We start from the raw sequence: 16,372 nt of genomic DNA, 5'->3' as shown, positions 1-16,372 counted from the left end.
TTTATAGAAAAAAATGCTTGCATTCCCTTTCTGAATATTCTATTATATGGGTGTAGGAACATTTGTTCTGATATGGTGAGGAGGGGATCATCCGATGTTTAAAAAGCTGGAATGTGTATGTATTCATACGAAGGATATTGATAAATCTTTGTCGTTTTACACCTCGATGGGGCTGAAGGAAAACTGGAGAATCGAACGTGTGCTGGATAGCGGATTTGTATGGACGCTCGTCGGATTGATTTTTCCTGAGCTTAACAGCTCGGAGCTCGTACTCAGCAACCATCCTCAGAATCAGTCAACGGAAATTGAAATTCTCGTTGACGATGTACAGGAAGCCTATAATGAGCTCAGCAAGCATGAAGAAATTGAATGGATCGGGCTGCCGTTTGAGACAGAGTCGGGGCATGTAGCGATCATGGAGGCTCCTGACGGCAACGTGTTTGTTCTGGTTGGGAAATAACGCCGCCTGCGTGTCAACAAATATGCGGGCATCATATAAGAAAGGGCAGCACGCCCGGTCTCAATGACTGGAGGTGCTGCCCTTTTATTACGGTTATGATATTCGTTCTATTAGATCTTCATGACGCCGCCTTGGCTGGCATTGGTGACAAGCTTGGAGTAACGGGCGAGATAGCCTGTTTTTACTTTCGGCTCGAATTCTTTCCACTCGTTGGCACGACGGGTAGCCAGTTCTTCCTCGCTCACCAGCAGCTCGATCTTCCGGTTGTTGAGGTCAAGCTCAATGATATCTCCGTCATGAACGAAAGCGATCGGTCCGCCTTCGGCAGCTTCCGGAGAAATATGACCGATGCTGATGCCGCGGGATGCGCCGGAGAAGCGTCCGTCGGTAATCAGGCCGACTTTGGCGCCGAGCCCCATGCCCACGATTTGGGATGTAGGGGCGAGCATTTCCGGCATGCCCGGTCCACCCTTAGGACCTTCATAACGGATGACGACGACCATGCCTTCTTTGACTTTGCCGTTCGCGATGCCTTCCAGAGCTTCTTCTTGGGAGTCGAAGCAGATGGCAGGCCCTTTATGATAACCGCCAACCGAAGGATCTACCGCGCCGACCTTGATGATCGAGCCTTCCGGTGCCAGGTTGCCGTACAAGACGGCCAAACCGCCGCGTTCGGAATACGGCTGATCAATCGGATGGATCACGTTCTTATCCTGGATTTCGCAGCCAGCTACGTTCTCCGCGATCGTTTTGCCGGTTACGGTCATGCAATCGCCATGCAATGCATCCGGCTTCTTGAGAAGCTCATGCAGCACAGCGCTGACGCCGCCTGCAATATGAACGTCCTCAATAAAGTAATCGGAGGCTGGTGCCAGTTTCGAAATATGAGGTACGCGGTTAGCCACTTCATTGATCCGTTCGATCGGATAATCGATGCCTGCTTCCTGGGCAAGTGCCAGCGTATGCAGTACGGTGTTGGTGGATCCGCCCATAGCCATATCCAGCGCAAAGGCGTTGTCGATCGACTCGAGTGTGACGATGTCGCGCGGCTTGAGATCCATTTTAACGAGTTCCATCAGCTGGCGTGCCGATTGCTTGACGAATTCCTTGCGTTCTTCCGCAACGGCCAGGATGGTTCCATTACCAGGCATCGCAAGGCCGAGCGCCTCTGCCAGACAGTTCATGGAGTTGGCAGTAAACATGCCGGAGCAGGACCCGCAGGTCGGACAACCGTATTGTTCGAGCTCCATCAGCTCATCATCGGTAATTTTGCCAACCTGGTGGGCGCCAACGCCTTCGAATACGGAGGTGAGGGAAAGTCTGCGGCCTTTGCTGTCGACGCCGGCTTTCATCGGTCCGCCGCTGACGAAGATGGTCGGAATGTTCACGCGCAGTGCGCCCATCAGCATGCCGGGCGTAATTTTATCACAGTTCGGAATGCAGACCATGCCATCGAACCAGTGAGCGGATACGACGGTTTCCAGGGAATCCGCAATAATTTCGCGGCTTGGCAGCGAGTAGCGCATGCCGATATGGCCCATTGCGATTCCGTCGTCGACTCCGATGGTGTTGAACTCGAATGGAACGCCGCCGGCTTCGCGAATGGCTTCCTTGACGATTTTGCCGAATTCCTGCAGATGCACATGTCCAGGAACGATATCGATGTAGGAGTTGCACACGGCGATAAACGGTTTGCCGAAATCCTCTTCCTTTACGCCGGCTGCACGCAGCAAACTGCGGTGCGGAGCGCGGTCGAAGCCTTTTTTGATCATGTCTGAACGCATTTTATTAGCTGCCATGATGTCTCTTCCCCCTATTAGGTTAAAATGTGAAAACCCATCTCGCTTTAGCGCGGTTACTCAAAGAAGTGCCCGAATAAACGATTTTAAATGAGTCTATCACAAAATGAGAGGTTTTTCTAGCGATGAATGCGAAGCAGGAGCCCGGAAAACGGCCTTAACGGTAAAAAAAGGCATCCCCATCCCAAGGCGGGACGGTAGATGCCTTTTTTTTGCCATTGTGGTCATGATATCAAGCTTATATTAGTTTTTTCCGCCTTTGCGGCCGATTTCTTTGTAAAAGTCCTTGTCATGCGAATCGGAGGTTGCTTCTCCGCCTTTACGGCCAATCTCCTGATAAAAATCTTTGTCATGCGATTTGGAGGTCGCTTCTCCGCCTTTTTTGCCGATTTCCTGATAGAAGTCTTTGTCATGGTTTTTGGCGGTTGCTTCTCCACCCATACGACCTGCTTCTTCTCTGCTCATTTTACCGTTGTTGTTGTTATCATTACGTGCCATTACAAATCACTCCTTGGTAGTCGTTTTTTGTTTTTTCCTGCGCGCATTCATTACTTACCACCTTCGAAATGGAGTGAAACAATTAATTTGCATAATATTTGGTAACTAACTTGCTTTCAGCGTTCTTGTGTTCGTCGTTTCATGATATTGTTTCATCATAGGGGTCTGCTCCAGGTGAGACGTTCCAAACGCGTAATCCAGGTTACCGGAGGCTCGATCACGGGATGCGTTATTTTTCTAACGACAGGCTGGGCGAGAGCAAAGGCCAGGCACAACGCGCCGGCGATGAGCATGAGTACGGCCAAGGGGTGATCCATGTAGTTGTATAGCCCCGATATGACCGCCAACCGAATCACGAAGCCGTGAAGCAGAAATACGTACAGGGTACGGCGTCCAAGATCGGTGATATGACGCTTGCGGAACGGAACCCACGCGAGAAAGGCAGCGCCCGATATGAACTGGAGACCGTAAAGGGCTATCCGGTAAAATCCGGCATACCACTCCAAATGCCCGAGCTGCATATACGTCATGCTGCCGAATAGCCAGCCTTCGGGCATGTGCAGACCGTACATGGCGATAATCGCGAGAAGAAGGGCCGATGCGGCGGCGGCAATGCGCTTTTTCTGTTTAGTGAAAAAATGCACAAAAGTATCGAACGAAAAATGATACCCGATCACGAAGAAGGGCAGGTAGACGAATGTCCGGCTAAAGCTCAGCCATGCCCCGTCCAGCCTTAAGTAACCGACCAATACGCCGAGAACGAGCGATAGAACGACCTGCGCAGCCGGATTGAATTTATGCATGGCCAGCGTCAGCAGACGCCATCCGATGTGGCTCGCAAGAAACCAGAGCAGCAGGTAAGGGGCGAAAAACGAGTGGTGAATATTTTGCACGCGGAAAACGGTCATATCCAGCAGCGAATAGAGGCTTTGAAAAATGATGTATTGCATGCCGATTTGCAGGAGCGTTTTACGGCCAGCTGCACCCGCCAGCGTCCCTTTGGCAAAATATCCGGTCACGAACACGAACAGCGGCATATGAAAGGTGAAGATCCACAGGTACAGCGCATGAACGCTGTCCATTTGCCGAATCAGGGGCTCAATCGCATTGCCTATGAGAACGGTCAAGATCAAAAGGAACCGTAAATTCAGAAAATAAGTTTCTCCTTGCTTGCTTAAGGTCTTTTCCATGATGCTTCCCTCCATTTTCCTTCACCTTTAAATTACTACGCGGGGAGGAACGTCATTGTGATTTTTATCACATGAGGAAACGCTATCATTTGTTCCAATTGTGTCAAAGTGATGACACTGTTACATATTGACAACCCCGTCTCCTAAACGGACAATAAGTACAGATTTAAACGAGGAAAGGGGACTATTATGCAGCAGGATCATGCTGGTTTGGCACCTGAATTGGTTACCTTTGGCGAAAGTATGGGATTGTTTACGGCGCAGGACTCCAGGGGACTGGAATATGCATCGACTCTGCACAAATCGTTTGGCGGAGCTGAAAGCAACGTGGCGATCGGCGTAGCAAGGCTGGGGCATCGCGCAGGATGGTTTGGAGCGCTTGGCAACGACCCGATCGGAACCATGATATATAAGGCGATCCGCGGCGAAGGCGTTGATGTGTCGCGTGCCCATTTGAGCAGTGAGGCGCCTACGGGACTTATGATCCGCGAGAATACGGCAGGCAAGTCATCGGTGTATTATTACCGTAAAGCTTCGGCGGCAAGCCGAATGCAGGCCGATCAGCTGGACGAAGGCTACATTCAGAGCGCACGAATGCTTCATGTGACCGGAATTACGGCGGCGATCAGCCCGTCAGCGCTGGCATGCGTGGAACGCGCCATGGATATCGCGCGCAGCGCAGGCGTCAAAATCAGCTTTGACCCGAATTTGCGGCTGAAGCTGTGGACTCTCGAAGAAGCACGGAGCGTTCTGCTGCGGCTGGCGGAGAAGGCCGATTACTTCCTGCCCGGGCTCGATGAACTCAAGCTTCTATATGATATGGAAGAAGATGAAGCCGTTTTCAGTGAGCTATCCCGACTGAAAGCCGTATCGATTGTGAAGGGCGGACCGGATTTGACCTATGTTTTGGAGCATGGTACCCTGACGGAAGTTCCTTATTTCAAAGCGGACCAGGTGCTGGATACGGTCGGAGCGGGTGACGGATTTTGTGCCGGTTTTATCTCCGGTCTACTGAAAGGGCATTCGACCGTGGAAGCGGTACGCCTTGGGAACCTGATGGGCTCCATGGTCATTCAAGCCGTAGGAGATTGGGAAGCGCTGCCAACCTCGGAGCAGGTTGATGCCAAGCTCGGACACAAGGCGCACATCGAGCGGTAGTTTGGGCATGAAAACAGCAGGCGTACATAGTTTGAACGTGGAATTTCCCGGCATCTTTGTCCAATGTTTCCATCCGTAGACATCCCGTCAGGATTTCCATATAATGAGTGAAAAGGAGCATGTTATCGTGAAAAAACTTCAGGTTATACAGAAGATTGTGGAGCACGGCGTCGTAGCTGTTCTGCGAGGTGATTCGGCCGATCAGGTCTTCGCCATGGCAGAAGCCGCCATCGCGGGTGGAATCAAGGTCATTGAAGTGACCATGACCGTTCCTGGAGCTTTGCATGCGATTGAAAAGCTGAGCCGTATGTACAGCTGGAAAACGGAAGATCCCGATAAATTCGCGGTCATCGGTGCAGGCACCGTTCTGGAGCCTCAGACAGCACGCGCAGCCATGATGGCGGGCAGCGAGTTTATCGTTGGGCCTTCACTGAATCCGGAAACCGTTAAAATCTGCAATTTGTACCGCGTTCCGATCCTGCCGGGTGTAATGACGATCGCCGAAGTACAGCATGCGCTGGAGCTGGGGGTCGATATCGTCAAGCTGTTCCCGGGCAACCTGTATGAGCCGGGCATCATCAAGACGATGAAGGGCCCGATGCCGCAGGCGAACTTTATGCCGACAGGCGGGGTATCGCTGTCCAACCTGAAGGAGTGGATTCAGGGCGGCGCCGTAGCCGTGGGCATCGGTTCGGACCTGACAAACGAGGCCGTGAAGAACGGCAACATGGATCTCGTTCGGCAGAAATCGGAGCAGTACATCCAAGCTTACCGCGAAGCCAAGGGTTTGTCGTAAGCATCGTCGTACCTGTCACGCACTAATTTGCCGCATGGTTAGCGGCCTGATCTAACAGCCTGCCATCCCACGGGGAGGCGGGCTGCTCACGTATCCATCGTGTTTTTAAGATTCAGAGCGCATGAATTTACATTATATATGTATGGGAACAACCCGATCACATGTGGAGGTGCACACAAGGTGCAGAAGATTGAAACATTGGCCTCTTGGATTGAACAGAGTGATAACATCGTCTTTTTTGGCGGAGCCGGTACCTCTACAGAGAGTGGTATTCCCGATTTTCGTTCCGCCGCGGGTCTGTACCAAACTGAGCAGCATTCTCCCTATCCGCCTGAGGTTATGCTAAGCCGCTCGTTTTTTGTCAAAATGCCCGATATTTTTTTCGATTTTTACCGCAGCAAGATGCTTCATCCCGATGCCAAGCCCAATGGCTGCCACCGGCTTCTTGCCAAGCTGGAGGCGATGGGGAAGCTGAAGGCTGTCGTCACGCAAAATATCGACGGGCTGCATCAGAAAGCGGGCAGCAAGGAAGTACTGGAGCTTCATGGTTCGGTCCATCGCAATTATTGCATGGACTGCCGGCGGTTTTTCGGGCTCGAGCAGGTGATGGCGAGCAAACATGTGGTGCCTCGTTGTCCATACTGCCAAGGGATCATCAAGCCGGATGTCGTATTATATGAAGAAGCGCTGGATCAGCAAGTGCTGATCAGCTCCATGGACGCCATTACCCATGCGGATCTGCTCATTGTTGGGGGAACGTCGCTTACGGTGCATCCGGCGGCAGAACTCGTCTCCTATTTTGAAGGATCCCGGTCGGTGCTGCTGAATATGGATCCGACACCCTATGACCGCAAGGCCAGTCTGATGATGAACGACAAGATCGGCGAGGTCATGGACCAGGTGAGCGGGTTGCTGGGCATCTGAGGATGCTTTGCATTCGATAGGCGCCAGGAATGGCCTGGCGGGCTTGTAATCGGTTTCTTGTCAAAGATACCGCAAAAGAGATATGATATTTCAAAGCAAGGGTACCTTATTATGGAAAGGCGGATTGCAATGGCATACACACCAAGCGAAGCAAGATACGAAGAAATGGTTTATAACCGCTGCGGCCGGTCGGGCCTGAAGCTTCCGGCCATTTCTCTTGGCCTCTGGCATAATTTCGGCGGCGTCAATACATTCGAGAATGCGCGCAATATGGTCACGAGAGCCTTTGACCTGGGTATCACCCATTTCGATTTGGCGAACAATTACGGGCCTCCTCCCGGCTCGGCCGAAGAAACGTTCGGCAAAATACTCGAGCAGGATCTCAAGGGATACCGCGACGAGCTGATTATTTCCTCCAAAGCCGGATACTATATGTGGCCGGGACCATACGGGGAGTGGGGTTCGCGCAAAAATTTGATTTCCAGCCTGGATCAAAGCTTGAAACGGCTGCGCCTCGACTACGTGGATATTTTCTATTCGCACCGGTTTGATCCGGAAACGCCGCTCGAGGAAACGATGATGGCCCTGGATCATATCGTGCGCTCGGGCAAAGCCCTGTACGTGGGAATCTCAAACTATTCCGCAGAGCAGACAGCCGAAGCCATTTCGATTCTAAAATCGCTCGGTACTCCGCTGCTGATTCATCAGCCAAGCTATTCCATGCTGAACCGCTGGATCGAAAACGGACTGCAGGATGTCTTGGAGGAAAATGGGGTCGGCAGCATCGCCTTCACACCGCTTCAACAAGGTCTCCTCACCAATAAATATTTGAACGGCGTTCCGGAGGACTCGCGGGCTGCCAGCTCCTCGGTATTTCTAAACGCGCACGACATTACGCCGGAGGCGCTGCGAAAAATTCGTGCCTTGAATCAGCTTGCGGCTGCGCGCGGTCAAAGTCTGGCCCAATTGGCGCTTGCCTGGGCGCTCCGCGGCGGCAAGGTGACATCCGCCTTGATTGGCGCAAGCCGCGTCAGTCAAATCGAGGATAACGTTGCGGCACTGAAAAATCTGGAGTTCAGCAGCGAAGAGCTCGAGCGCATCGAAGCGATTTTGAAAACGGAAAACGAGTCATAAATATCCTGCTGTCCCTAACATAGAAGAAGCCCGCTCGTTCCTTTCGGAGCAGCGGGCTTCTTGGATTTCAGCTTCATTTAAATATAGAGCGTTACGCTAGTATAGGCAGTCATGCAGCGAAGATGGCGAAGCGGCCACCAGCGTGCGGTAATGGCTCGGCGAATGGCCGCACAGCCGCTTGAACTGACGCGAGAAATACAGGGCATCGGTCATGCCGACCGAGGCGGCAACCTGTTCGATCGACAGCTCCGGCCGTTCCCGGAGCAGCTGGCGCGATTTATCGATCCGCAGCTTGAGCAGATAGGTGACGGGCGACATGCCGGTCTCTTTTTTGAAGATACGGGACAAATAGGCGCGATTATAGCCCAGGCTTTCGCACATTTGCTCGATCGACACGGGATGCGCGTACTGGGCGGACATGTAGTGGATCATTTGTTTGACCGTCCGCTGAACTTGGGATTCGGTTCCGGTCAGGCGGATTTCACTCGTCAGAATCTCCCGGGCTTCGGAAAAAATAAGGTAGAGATAGCCGAGGGCTGCCATATCCGAGCTCTCCTTTTTACTGTAAAAAGCGTCCGCGATTCGCTGGATGGAAGAAGGGATGAGGGTGCTGCCGCTCGTGTAGAGGATGGATTGTTCTCCGGTGAAGCCGGCCGAATCCGCCAGAACCTCCGCTTCGCTTCCGGAAAAAGCCGTCCAACGGTAGCGCCAGGGGTCGGCCGCATCCGAAGCATAGCTGACCAGCTGCCCCGGATGAATAAGAAAACAGCTCCCTTCGCCAAGTTCGTAGGTATGCTGTTCGGAACGGAACAGGCCTTTGCCGCTTTCCACATAATGAAGCAGGTAGTAGTCATATATTTTCGGGCCGACGATATGCAGCGGCTTGGTCTGGCTTTCACCAGCGAACAGCACATGCAGCGGGCTCTGATCATGATAAACCGGATTGGAAGCCACGCTGTAGCTTTCCTGAATGGCCATAATAAGGTCTCCTTTTGCGTTATCCTGGGTAATGATAGATAGGACGTTAATTCATTATAAACCTGAAAGTCACATAAATCCATATTGAACGAACATAATTGCATTAACGAAAGTCAGCGTTGTTTTTATAATGAAATCAGAACGTTACCATAAGGAAAGGATGGTGCATCGCAAATGAAAATAGATTCTCTGAAACAGCAGTTTATCGAAAAATACGGCGACAGCAAGCGTGACGTGGAGGTCTTCCTCGCACCCGGACGCGTCAATCTGATCGGGGAGCATATCGATTATAACGGAGGTTATGTGCTGCCGGCCGCGCTTGAATTCGGAACGACTTTGCTTGCGCGCCAGCGGGATGATGACAAGATCCGGCTTGCAACCACCAATTTTCCATACGAGAAGGAATTCAGTCTCAAGGAGCTCGGCAAGGAAAAGACCGGCGAATGGGTCGATTATGCCGTCGGGGTCATGGTCGAGAACAAAAAAATCGGCTGTCCGGTCACGACAGGCTATGACCTGCTGTACCACGGAGAGATTCCGAACGGTGCGGGTCTTTCGTCCTCGGCCTCCATTGAGGTGGTCACGGCATTTGCTTTGCAAACGATGGAAGGCTGCGAGACGGATACCGTGAAAATAGCACTGCTCGCGCAGCGCGCGGAGAACCAATACGTCGGCGTCAACTGCGGCATCATGGACCAGTTTGCCGTGGCGAACGGCAAGCAGGACCACGCGATTCTGCTGATGTGCGACACGCTCGAATATACGCATGTACCGTTCAATACGGGAGCCTATAAAATCATCATCGGCAATACCAATAAGCGCAGAGGCCTGGTCGATTCGGCTTACAATGAGCGCAGACAGCAGTGCGAAGAGGCGCTAGAGATTTTGAAAAAGGAAATCCATGCGCTCAAATATTTGGCGCAGCTAAAGCCGGATCAATTCGAGACTCTGCAAAACCACATCAAGGATGAGACGGTGAGACGGCGCGCACAGCATGTCGTCGAGGAGAACCAGCGCGTGCTCGATTCGGTGGAGGCTTTGAAAAACAATGATCTTGAGCAGTTCGGGAAGCTGATGAACGAATCGCATGAATCGTTGCGGTATCTTTACGAGGTCAGCTGCGAAGAGCTGGACGTTATGGTGGAGGAAGCGCAGCGCATTCCGGGAACGCTTGGAGCACGCATGACCGGTGCCGGCTTCGGCGGCTGTACGGTTTCCCTGGTTCATGAGGATTCCGTGGAACAGTTCGTGCAGCAGGTGGGCCAAGCCTACGAGGAGCGCACGGGCCTCAAGCCTGAGTTTTATGTTTGCGGTACCGGTGACGGCGTAAAAGAATTGAAGGAGGGCAAATAACATGGCAATTCTGGTGACAGGCGGAGCGGGCTATATCGGATCGCATACGGTAGCGGCGCTTCTGGAGCGTGGTGAAGAGGTCGTTGTACTGGATAATCTGCAAACGGGGCACCGCGATGCTCTTCTGGGCGGCAAGCTGTATGAAGGGGATTTGCGCGATAAGGAGCTGCTTGCGAAGCTGTTCAGCGAGAATCGCATTGATGCCGTCATTCATTTTGCAGCCAATTCGTTGGTAGGCGAGAGCATGCAAAAGCCGGTAAAATACTATGACAATAACGTCTACGGCACGCTGTGCCTGCTGGAAGCGATGGATGCGGCCGATGTCCGCAGCATCGTATTCTCTTCGACCGCGGCAACCTACGGCGAGCCGGAACGCGTGCCGATCCTGGAAAGCGACCGGACGCAGCCGACCAACGTCTATGGCGAAACGAAGCTGATGATGGAACGGATGATGTCCTGGTTCGATCAGGTGCTCGGCATCAAATATGTCGCTTTGCGCTATTTCAATGCAGCCGGCGCGCATGACAGCGGCAAAATCGGCGAAGATCACCGTCCGGAGAGCCATCTGATTCCGCTCGTGCTGCAAACCGCACTGAAGCAGCGCGAGAGCATTGCGGTGTTCGGAGACGATTATCCGACGGCAGACGGAACCTGCATCCGTGATTATATCCATGTGAGCGACTTGGCGGATGCTCATCTTCGCGCCGTGGATTATTTGCGCAAAGGGGAGAGCAGCAACGTGTTCAACCTCGGTATTGGCGAAGGCTTTTCGGTGAAGGAAGTCATTGAAACGGCGAAAAAGGTCACCGGCCTCGATATCCCTGTCGTCATGCAGGCCCGTCGTGCAGGAGATCCGGCGGTGCTGGTGGCTTCCTCGCAGAAGGCCAGAGAAGTACTGGGCTGGAACCCTTCCCGCGAGAAGCTGGAGGATATCATTCAGAGCGCATGGAGCTGGCATCAGAGCCATCCGCAGGGCTACGGGGAAGAGTAAGGGGGAAAAGCAGTGAATACAGCGACGACAACGAGAACGACCCAGGAGCAGGAGGCGCTCCAAGCTATCGAGCGGCTTGTAGCCTTTGCCCTGGAACACCGATTGATCGAGCCGCTCGACGAAGACTACAGCCGCAATCTCCTGCTGGAGCTGTTCGGCTTCAGCGAGCCTTACCTGGAATCGGATCCGCTCGAGCCGCTTGCCGGACCGCAGCCCGCGCTGGACGTCTTGATCGATTACGGCCTTCAACTCGGTCTGATTCCCGAGAATACGGACACCTACCGCGATCTGCTCGACGCCAAGATCATGGGTCATCTGATGGCGCGTCCCTCGGAGATCGTCCGGGAATTCAATCAGCTGGCGGACACAGAAGGTATCGAGGCTGCGACGGATCGTTTCTATCAGCTGTCGATCGATTCCAACTATATCCGCATGGATCGCGTGAACAAAAACGTGTACTGGGAGCATGAATCCGAGTACGGCACTATCGAAATGACGATTAACCTGTCCAAGCCGGAAAAAAGCCCGAAGGAAATCGCCATGGCGAAGCTGCTGCCGCCGCCGGTCTATCCGAAATGCCAGCTTTGCCGCGAAAACGTCGGCTATGCAGGGCGGGTCAACCATCCGGCACGCCAAAACCTTCGCGCCATACCGCTTGCGCTAAACGGCGAACCTTGGTTTTTCCAATACTCGCCTTACGTGTATTATAACGAGCACTGTATCGTGTTCCATCATGATCATGTGCCGATGAAGCTGACCAAGGACAGTCTGCGGCGCCTGCTCGCATTCGTGGATCACTATCCGCATTATTTTATCGGCTCGAATGCCGATCTGCCGATCGTGGGCGGCTCGATCCTGACCCATGACCATTTTCAGGGCGGACGGCATACGTTCCCGATCCAACATGCGCCGAAGGAAGCCATCTTCAGTCATCCGGAATTTGTGGGTGCTACCGTCAGCATCGTGAAATGGCCGATGTCCGTGCTCCGTTTGACCGGAAAAGACAGCAGCGTGCTGCTGGAGCTGGCGGACAGCATTTATGAAGCCTGGAAACAGTACAGCGATCCGGCAGCCGATATTTTGGCGTTCAGCGAAGAAAACGGTGAGAAGGTGCGGCATAACACGGTCACGCCGATCGTGCACCGGACGCCGGACGGAAGCTATGAGATGGATTTGGTGCTCCGGAACAACCGCACCAGCGCGGAGTTTCCGGCAGGCATTTTCCATCCGCATGAAGAGATGCATCACATCAAGAAGGAAAATATCGGCCTGATCGAAGTGATGGGACTCGCGATTTTACCAGGAAGACTGAAGGAGGAGCTGGACCTTACGGCGGGCATCCTTGCCGGCGACAGCGACCTTTACGAAGCCTTGATGCAGCAGGAGGAACATGCCTTGAAACTGCATAAGCCTTGGATCGGGCAGCTTGTTGCCAAATACGGTACGGACCACAGCAAAGAGGAAGCCTGGCAGATCGTACAGTCCGAGGTGGGCAGCATTTTCGTTGAAATTTTGGGTCATTCAGGGGTATATAAAAGAACGGACGCAGGCAAGGAGGCCTTCCGCCGTTTCGTAACGCATATCGGCTGCAGTCCGGAGCAACAATAAATTTTACAAAGGCCATAGCAGCCAGTTTTCAAACAGGCAAACCGTTCATATCCGTGTATTCGGATAAGGGCGGTTTGTTTCTTATATGCGTATAGGGGTATAATAGTTGAGCAACTTTTATTTTTAACTTGGAGGCGATTCTAAAGTGAATCCATTTGAATTCCATAATCCAACCAAGCTGATCTTTGGTAAAGGCAAGCTTGATACATTAAAAACTGAAGTGCCGAAGTACGGCAAAAACGTTTTGCTCGTATACGGCGGCGGCAGCATTAAGCGCAGCGGTCTGTACGATAACGTCATCAGCCTGCTGAAGGAAATCGGCGCCGAAATCACCGAGCTGAGCGGCGTGGAGCCGAATCCGCGCCTGACAACCGTGCATAAAGGCGTGGACCTGTGCCGTGAAAATAACATTGATCTTATATTGGCTGTCGGCGGCGGCAGCGTAATCGACTGCGCGAAGGCGATTGCCGTAGGTGCCAAATATGACGGCGACATGTGGGATTTTGTAGAGCGCAAAGCGGCTCCGAAGGATGCTCTTCCGCTTGGAACCGTGCTGACCATTGCGGCAACCGGCTCGGAGATGAATGGGGGTTCGGTCATCACGAACGAACAGACCCAAGAAAAAATGGGCTGGGGCAGCCCGCATGCTTATCCAGTATTTTCGATTCTCGATCCGGTCAACACCTTTACGCTGCCTAAAGATCAAACGGTGTATGGCATGGTTGATATGATGTCGCATGTGCTGGAGCATTACTTCCATCCGGAAACGAATACCCCGGTGCAGGACGGCTTCTGTGAAACAATCCTTCGTACCGTGATTGAAACCGCACCGCGCCTGCTGCGCGACCTGGAGAACTATGAGGACCGTTCAACGATCATGTACTGCGGAACGATGGCGCTCAATGGCATCTTGAATATGGGATATGCCGGTGACTGGGCGACCCACAATATCGAGCATGCCGTTTCGGCAGTTTATGATATTCCGCATGGCGGCGGCCTGGCCATTCTGTTCCCGAACTGGATGAAATACAATCTGCACACGAATCCGGAACGCTTCAAGCAGCTTGCCGTGAACGTGTTCCACATTGACCCTGCCGGCAAATCCGCCGAGCAAGTGGGTGAAGAGGGCATTCAGGCGCTGCGTGACTTCTGGAGCTCCATCGGCGCCCCAAGCCGTTTGGCCGATTATGATATCGACGACAGCCAAATCGACGTCATGGCCGAGAAAACGGTTCGTTTCGGACCTTTCGGCAAGTTCAGAACGCTCCATAAAGAAGACGTGGTTGAAATTTATAAACTGTCACTGTAAGCGGCACGACATGAATGAAAGGGACGGTCGGGATCGGCTGTTACCTTGCATGAATTCAAAAAGGCTGTCCTTAAGGTCATGGCGACCGGGACAGCCTTTTTTTGCTTGCTTTGCAGCAGCTTGTGCAGATCCGGAAACGGATGGTGATAGGTGCGTTAGGGGGATGATGCTTTTGGCGGCCCGGGTGATCCGTTCGCTATACCAATGGCCGGTCAACCGGTCGTTTGCGGGCCGCTTCCTTGGTTGATATTGGTCTTCTTTCTTTCCAGGAACTCCCGTTCATAAATCGCGTGCACGAGATCGAGCACCTGCCTGCCTTTATCGGTGAATTTCAGCTGCGCCGGTTTGTTTTTGGACAAAAATACGCCTGTGTCGTGCCCGTACTTGCCAAATGCGGCATCGTATAGCAGGGATGCACCTTTCGTCGGGGGGCTCATCATTAGCTTCATGACGATTTTCATATACCAGGGCAGTCCCGACTTTTTATTTTTTCGCATCGTATTGTTGCCGCCCGGATCGGCGCTGCGTATCAGCAGCCCCTCGGCCTCCGCTGCCGGGGCTAACTCCCGGATCCACAAGGACAGGGCCAGCTTGGAATTGGCGTATGGACCGAACAGCGGTTTAAACCTGCGCGGCTGCTCAAGTTCTTCCGGAAGAAAACGGCGTACGATGTTCGCCGTTGACGAGGAGGTACCGACCATAGTCTTCCGTTTTCCCTGTTTCAGCAGTTCCTTCAGCTCCATGAAAATGATGTAGGGAACCACCGTCTGAAGTTCAAAATGCAGCTCCCTGCCCTGCTTGGAAAAAAGCAGCTCCGGAAAGCTGCCGCCCGCGTTGCTGAACAGTACGTCGATTCGATCTTCGTTGCTTTTGATTTCGTCCAGCGCCTGTTTCAAAGCGTTATAATCCGCGAGATCGGCCTTGTACAAGCGAAGACGCCCGCTGCTGGCAGCCTGTTGGATGCACCTGTCATCCGCGGGAAAATCCGAACGGACCATAGCCAGCACGGTCCAGCCTTCACCTAGCAGTCTGCGCGTCAGTGCGAGACCGATGCCGCTGCTTGCGCCGGTGACCAGCGCGATATTCTCTTGATTCATCGATTGCCTCCCGGAGTTGAAATGGATTTAAAATCACTCTGGAGGCTACTCTACAACTTGGAGTCGACTCCAAGTCAAATCTTTTTTCAAAGCTTGACTTGGAGCCAGCTCCAAGTAATATGATATGGTTACGAACCGTGCAAAGGGGAGAAATCGATGAAGACGGAATTCACGATCAAAGAGGTGTCCGAGCAGTCCAACATACCTGAGGATACGATCCGTTATTACGAGAAGATTGGCCTGCTTCCACAAGCGAAACGGAAGGAGAACAGGCATCGCGTGTATTCGCCAAACGACTTGGAGACGATGAAGCTGCTAACCTGCCTGAAAAAGACCGGCATGCCGCTAACGGAGATGAAGCCATTCCTGGCGTTGTCGGTAGGCGACCGGATTAGCGACCACCCGCAGCTGTATGAAAAACTTCTCAAGCATCGGGAGACGATCCGCGAACAGGTCTCATCCCTCCAGCAAATCCTTGATTTTATCAATATCCAGCTGGAAGGAGAAGAGGACGGGGAAAGCTGTGCGCTAAGCGAGCCGCGGAAACAATTCGGCGTCATGCGCTGATCGGAACCACAGGATCTTCAATATACACGCCGTCTGCCGATAAATAAGCATAAGAGGAGGCGGCGTGGAGTGAGAAGTATTTTAGGGTTCTTGTTCATCCTGGCCAGCTATTTGCTGTCAAGCCGGATCGTTGGTTCCCCAATTTGGAATCAGGATGATGACTTCGTCATTCGCTCCGTATTCATTGCCATCATCATACTTACATGTGTCAATGCGTATTTCATCCATAGACATAACAAGCACGACGCGAAATTGTGGAGCTTCTGGTTGTTCATCTCGGTGGTCCCGGGGAATGCCTTCGTTTTCTATGCGCGTTACTCCACGACCACGCATCCATCTGGTCTGGCGCCCTTTCCATGGGACTGGGCTTTATGGGGGATTTACGTGCCCGCCATTTTTGGCTTTTTTCAAATTGCGACTCTGCTTGCGCTCATCTTCGGCCGAAAATCGAATATATAATTAGTCCGGGAAACACATTTCATAATTTCCGGGGAAATGAAACCCACCCCC

At 52.7% G+C, this 16,372-nt stretch carries 15 protein-coding genes and 1 pseudogene; 11 read left to right on the top strand and 5 right to left on the bottom strand.

Annotated elements, in window-relative coordinates; translation table 11 throughout:
- Positions 1–94 precede the first annotated feature (94 nt).
- Positions 95–460, top strand: a complete 366-nt coding sequence (locus tag PCH05_RS08260) for a VOC family protein (RefSeq protein WP_127601883.1) — start codon at positions 95–97, stop codon at positions 458–460.
- A gap of 110 nt (positions 461–570) precedes the next feature.
- Here PCH05_RS08260 and ilvD read toward each other — a convergent pair whose 3' ends face one another.
- The 3 genes and pseudogenes from ilvD to PCH05_RS08245 all read right to left on the bottom strand — a co-directional run bounded on the left by ilvD (position 571) and on the right by PCH05_RS08245 (position 3,947).
- Positions 571–2,259, bottom strand: a complete 1,689-nt coding sequence (ilvD, locus tag PCH05_RS08255; RefSeq protein WP_127601882.1) for a dihydroxy-acid dehydratase — start codon at positions 2,257–2,259, stop codon at positions 571–573.
- A gap of 249 nt (positions 2,260–2,508) precedes the next feature.
- A pseudogene (locus PCH05_RS08250) lies at positions 2,509–2,757 on the bottom strand (KGG domain-containing protein); the annotation flags it as partial.
- Positions 2,758–2,912: 155 nt separating this feature from the next.
- On the bottom strand, positions 2,913–3,947 hold the full coding sequence (locus PCH05_RS08245) for an acyltransferase family protein (RefSeq protein WP_127601880.1): 1,035 nt from the start codon (positions 3,945–3,947) through the stop codon (positions 2,913–2,915).
- Between the two features lie 189 nt (positions 3,948–4,136).
- On the opposite strand from PCH05_RS08245, the gene PCH05_RS08240 reads away from it, so the two are divergent.
- The 4 genes from PCH05_RS08240 to mgrA all read left to right on the top strand — a co-directional run bounded on the left by PCH05_RS08240 (position 4,137) and on the right by mgrA (position 7,959).
- Positions 4,137–5,105, top strand: a complete 969-nt coding sequence (locus PCH05_RS08240; protein ID WP_127601879.1) for a sugar kinase — start codon at positions 4,137–4,139, stop codon at positions 5,103–5,105.
- A 127-nt stretch (positions 5,106–5,232) separates the two neighbouring features.
- On the top strand, positions 5,233–5,901 hold the full coding sequence (locus PCH05_RS08235) for a bifunctional 2-keto-4-hydroxyglutarate aldolase/2-keto-3-deoxy-6-phosphogluconate aldolase (protein ID WP_127601878.1): 669 nt from the start codon (positions 5,233–5,235) through the stop codon (positions 5,899–5,901).
- A gap of 180 nt (positions 5,902–6,081) precedes the next feature.
- The gene (locus PCH05_RS08230) at positions 6,082–6,825 is read left to right on the top strand and encodes an NAD-dependent protein deacylase (protein WP_246049408.1); all 744 of its coding nucleotides are present in this window, start codon (positions 6,082–6,084) and stop codon (positions 6,823–6,825) included.
- Positions 6,826–6,954: 129 nt separating this feature from the next.
- Positions 6,955–7,959, top strand: a complete 1,005-nt coding sequence (gene mgrA, locus PCH05_RS08225; RefSeq protein ID WP_127601877.1) for an L-glyceraldehyde 3-phosphate reductase — start codon at positions 6,955–6,957, stop codon at positions 7,957–7,959.
- A gap of 96 nt (positions 7,960–8,055) precedes the next feature.
- On the opposite strand, the gene PCH05_RS08220 is transcribed toward mgrA, so the two are convergent.
- Entirely contained in the window at positions 8,056–8,940 is an 885-nt protein-coding gene (locus PCH05_RS08220) for an AraC family transcriptional regulator (RefSeq protein WP_371860529.1), read from the bottom strand.
- Between the two features lie 171 nt (positions 8,941–9,111).
- On the opposite strand from PCH05_RS08220, the gene PCH05_RS08215 reads away from it, so the two are divergent.
- From PCH05_RS08215 to PCH05_RS08200, 4 genes are all read left to right on the top strand, one after another.
- Positions 9,112–10,290 carry a galactokinase gene (locus PCH05_RS08215; protein ID WP_127601875.1) on the top strand — a complete coding sequence of 393 codons (1,179 nt, stop codon included), beginning with the start codon at positions 9,112–9,114 and terminating at the stop codon, positions 10,288–10,290.
- 1 nt (position 10,291) lies between these two features.
- On the top strand, positions 10,292–11,281 hold the full coding sequence (gene galE / locus PCH05_RS08210) for a UDP-glucose 4-epimerase GalE (RefSeq protein ID WP_127601874.1): 990 nt from the start codon (positions 10,292–10,294) through the stop codon (positions 11,279–11,281).
- A gap of 12 nt (positions 11,282–11,293) precedes the next feature.
- Complete coding sequence (locus PCH05_RS08205; protein ID WP_127601873.1) at positions 11,294–12,889, top strand: UDP-glucose--hexose-1-phosphate uridylyltransferase; 1,596 nt, start codon at positions 11,294–11,296, stop codon at positions 12,887–12,889.
- Positions 12,890–13,034: 145 nt separating this feature from the next.
- On the top strand, positions 13,035–14,198 hold the full coding sequence (locus PCH05_RS08200; RefSeq protein WP_127601872.1) for an iron-containing alcohol dehydrogenase: 1,164 nt from the start codon (positions 13,035–13,037) through the stop codon (positions 14,196–14,198).
- Between the two features lie 212 nt (positions 14,199–14,410).
- Here the strand turns inward: PCH05_RS08200 and PCH05_RS08195 are convergent, their stop codons facing one another.
- The gene (locus PCH05_RS08195) at positions 14,411–15,295 is read right to left on the bottom strand and encodes an SDR family NAD(P)-dependent oxidoreductase (protein WP_127601871.1); all 885 of its coding nucleotides are present in this window, start codon (positions 15,293–15,295) and stop codon (positions 14,411–14,413) included.
- A gap of 156 nt (positions 15,296–15,451) precedes the next feature.
- Between PCH05_RS08195 and PCH05_RS08190 the strand changes: the two genes are divergently transcribed.
- Both PCH05_RS08190 and PCH05_RS08185 read left to right on the top strand, forming a co-directional pair.
- Entirely contained in the window at positions 15,452–15,862 is a 411-nt protein-coding gene (locus PCH05_RS08190; RefSeq protein WP_127601870.1) for a MerR family transcriptional regulator, read from the top strand.
- Between the two features lie 69 nt (positions 15,863–15,931).
- A complete protein-coding gene (locus tag PCH05_RS08185) occupies positions 15,932–16,321 on the top strand; it encodes a hypothetical protein (RefSeq protein WP_127601869.1) in 390 nt (129 codons plus the stop codon).
- Positions 16,322–16,372: the final 51 nt, after the last annotated feature.

The organism is Paenibacillus chibensis (genome assembly GCF_004001045.1).
GTDB classification, from domain to species: Bacteria; Bacillota; Bacilli; order Paenibacillales; family Paenibacillaceae; genus Paenibacillus_AQ; species Paenibacillus_AQ chibensis.
Note: the sequence above shows the minus strand (reverse complement) of the source record. Positions and strands in the feature narration are given on the sequence as shown.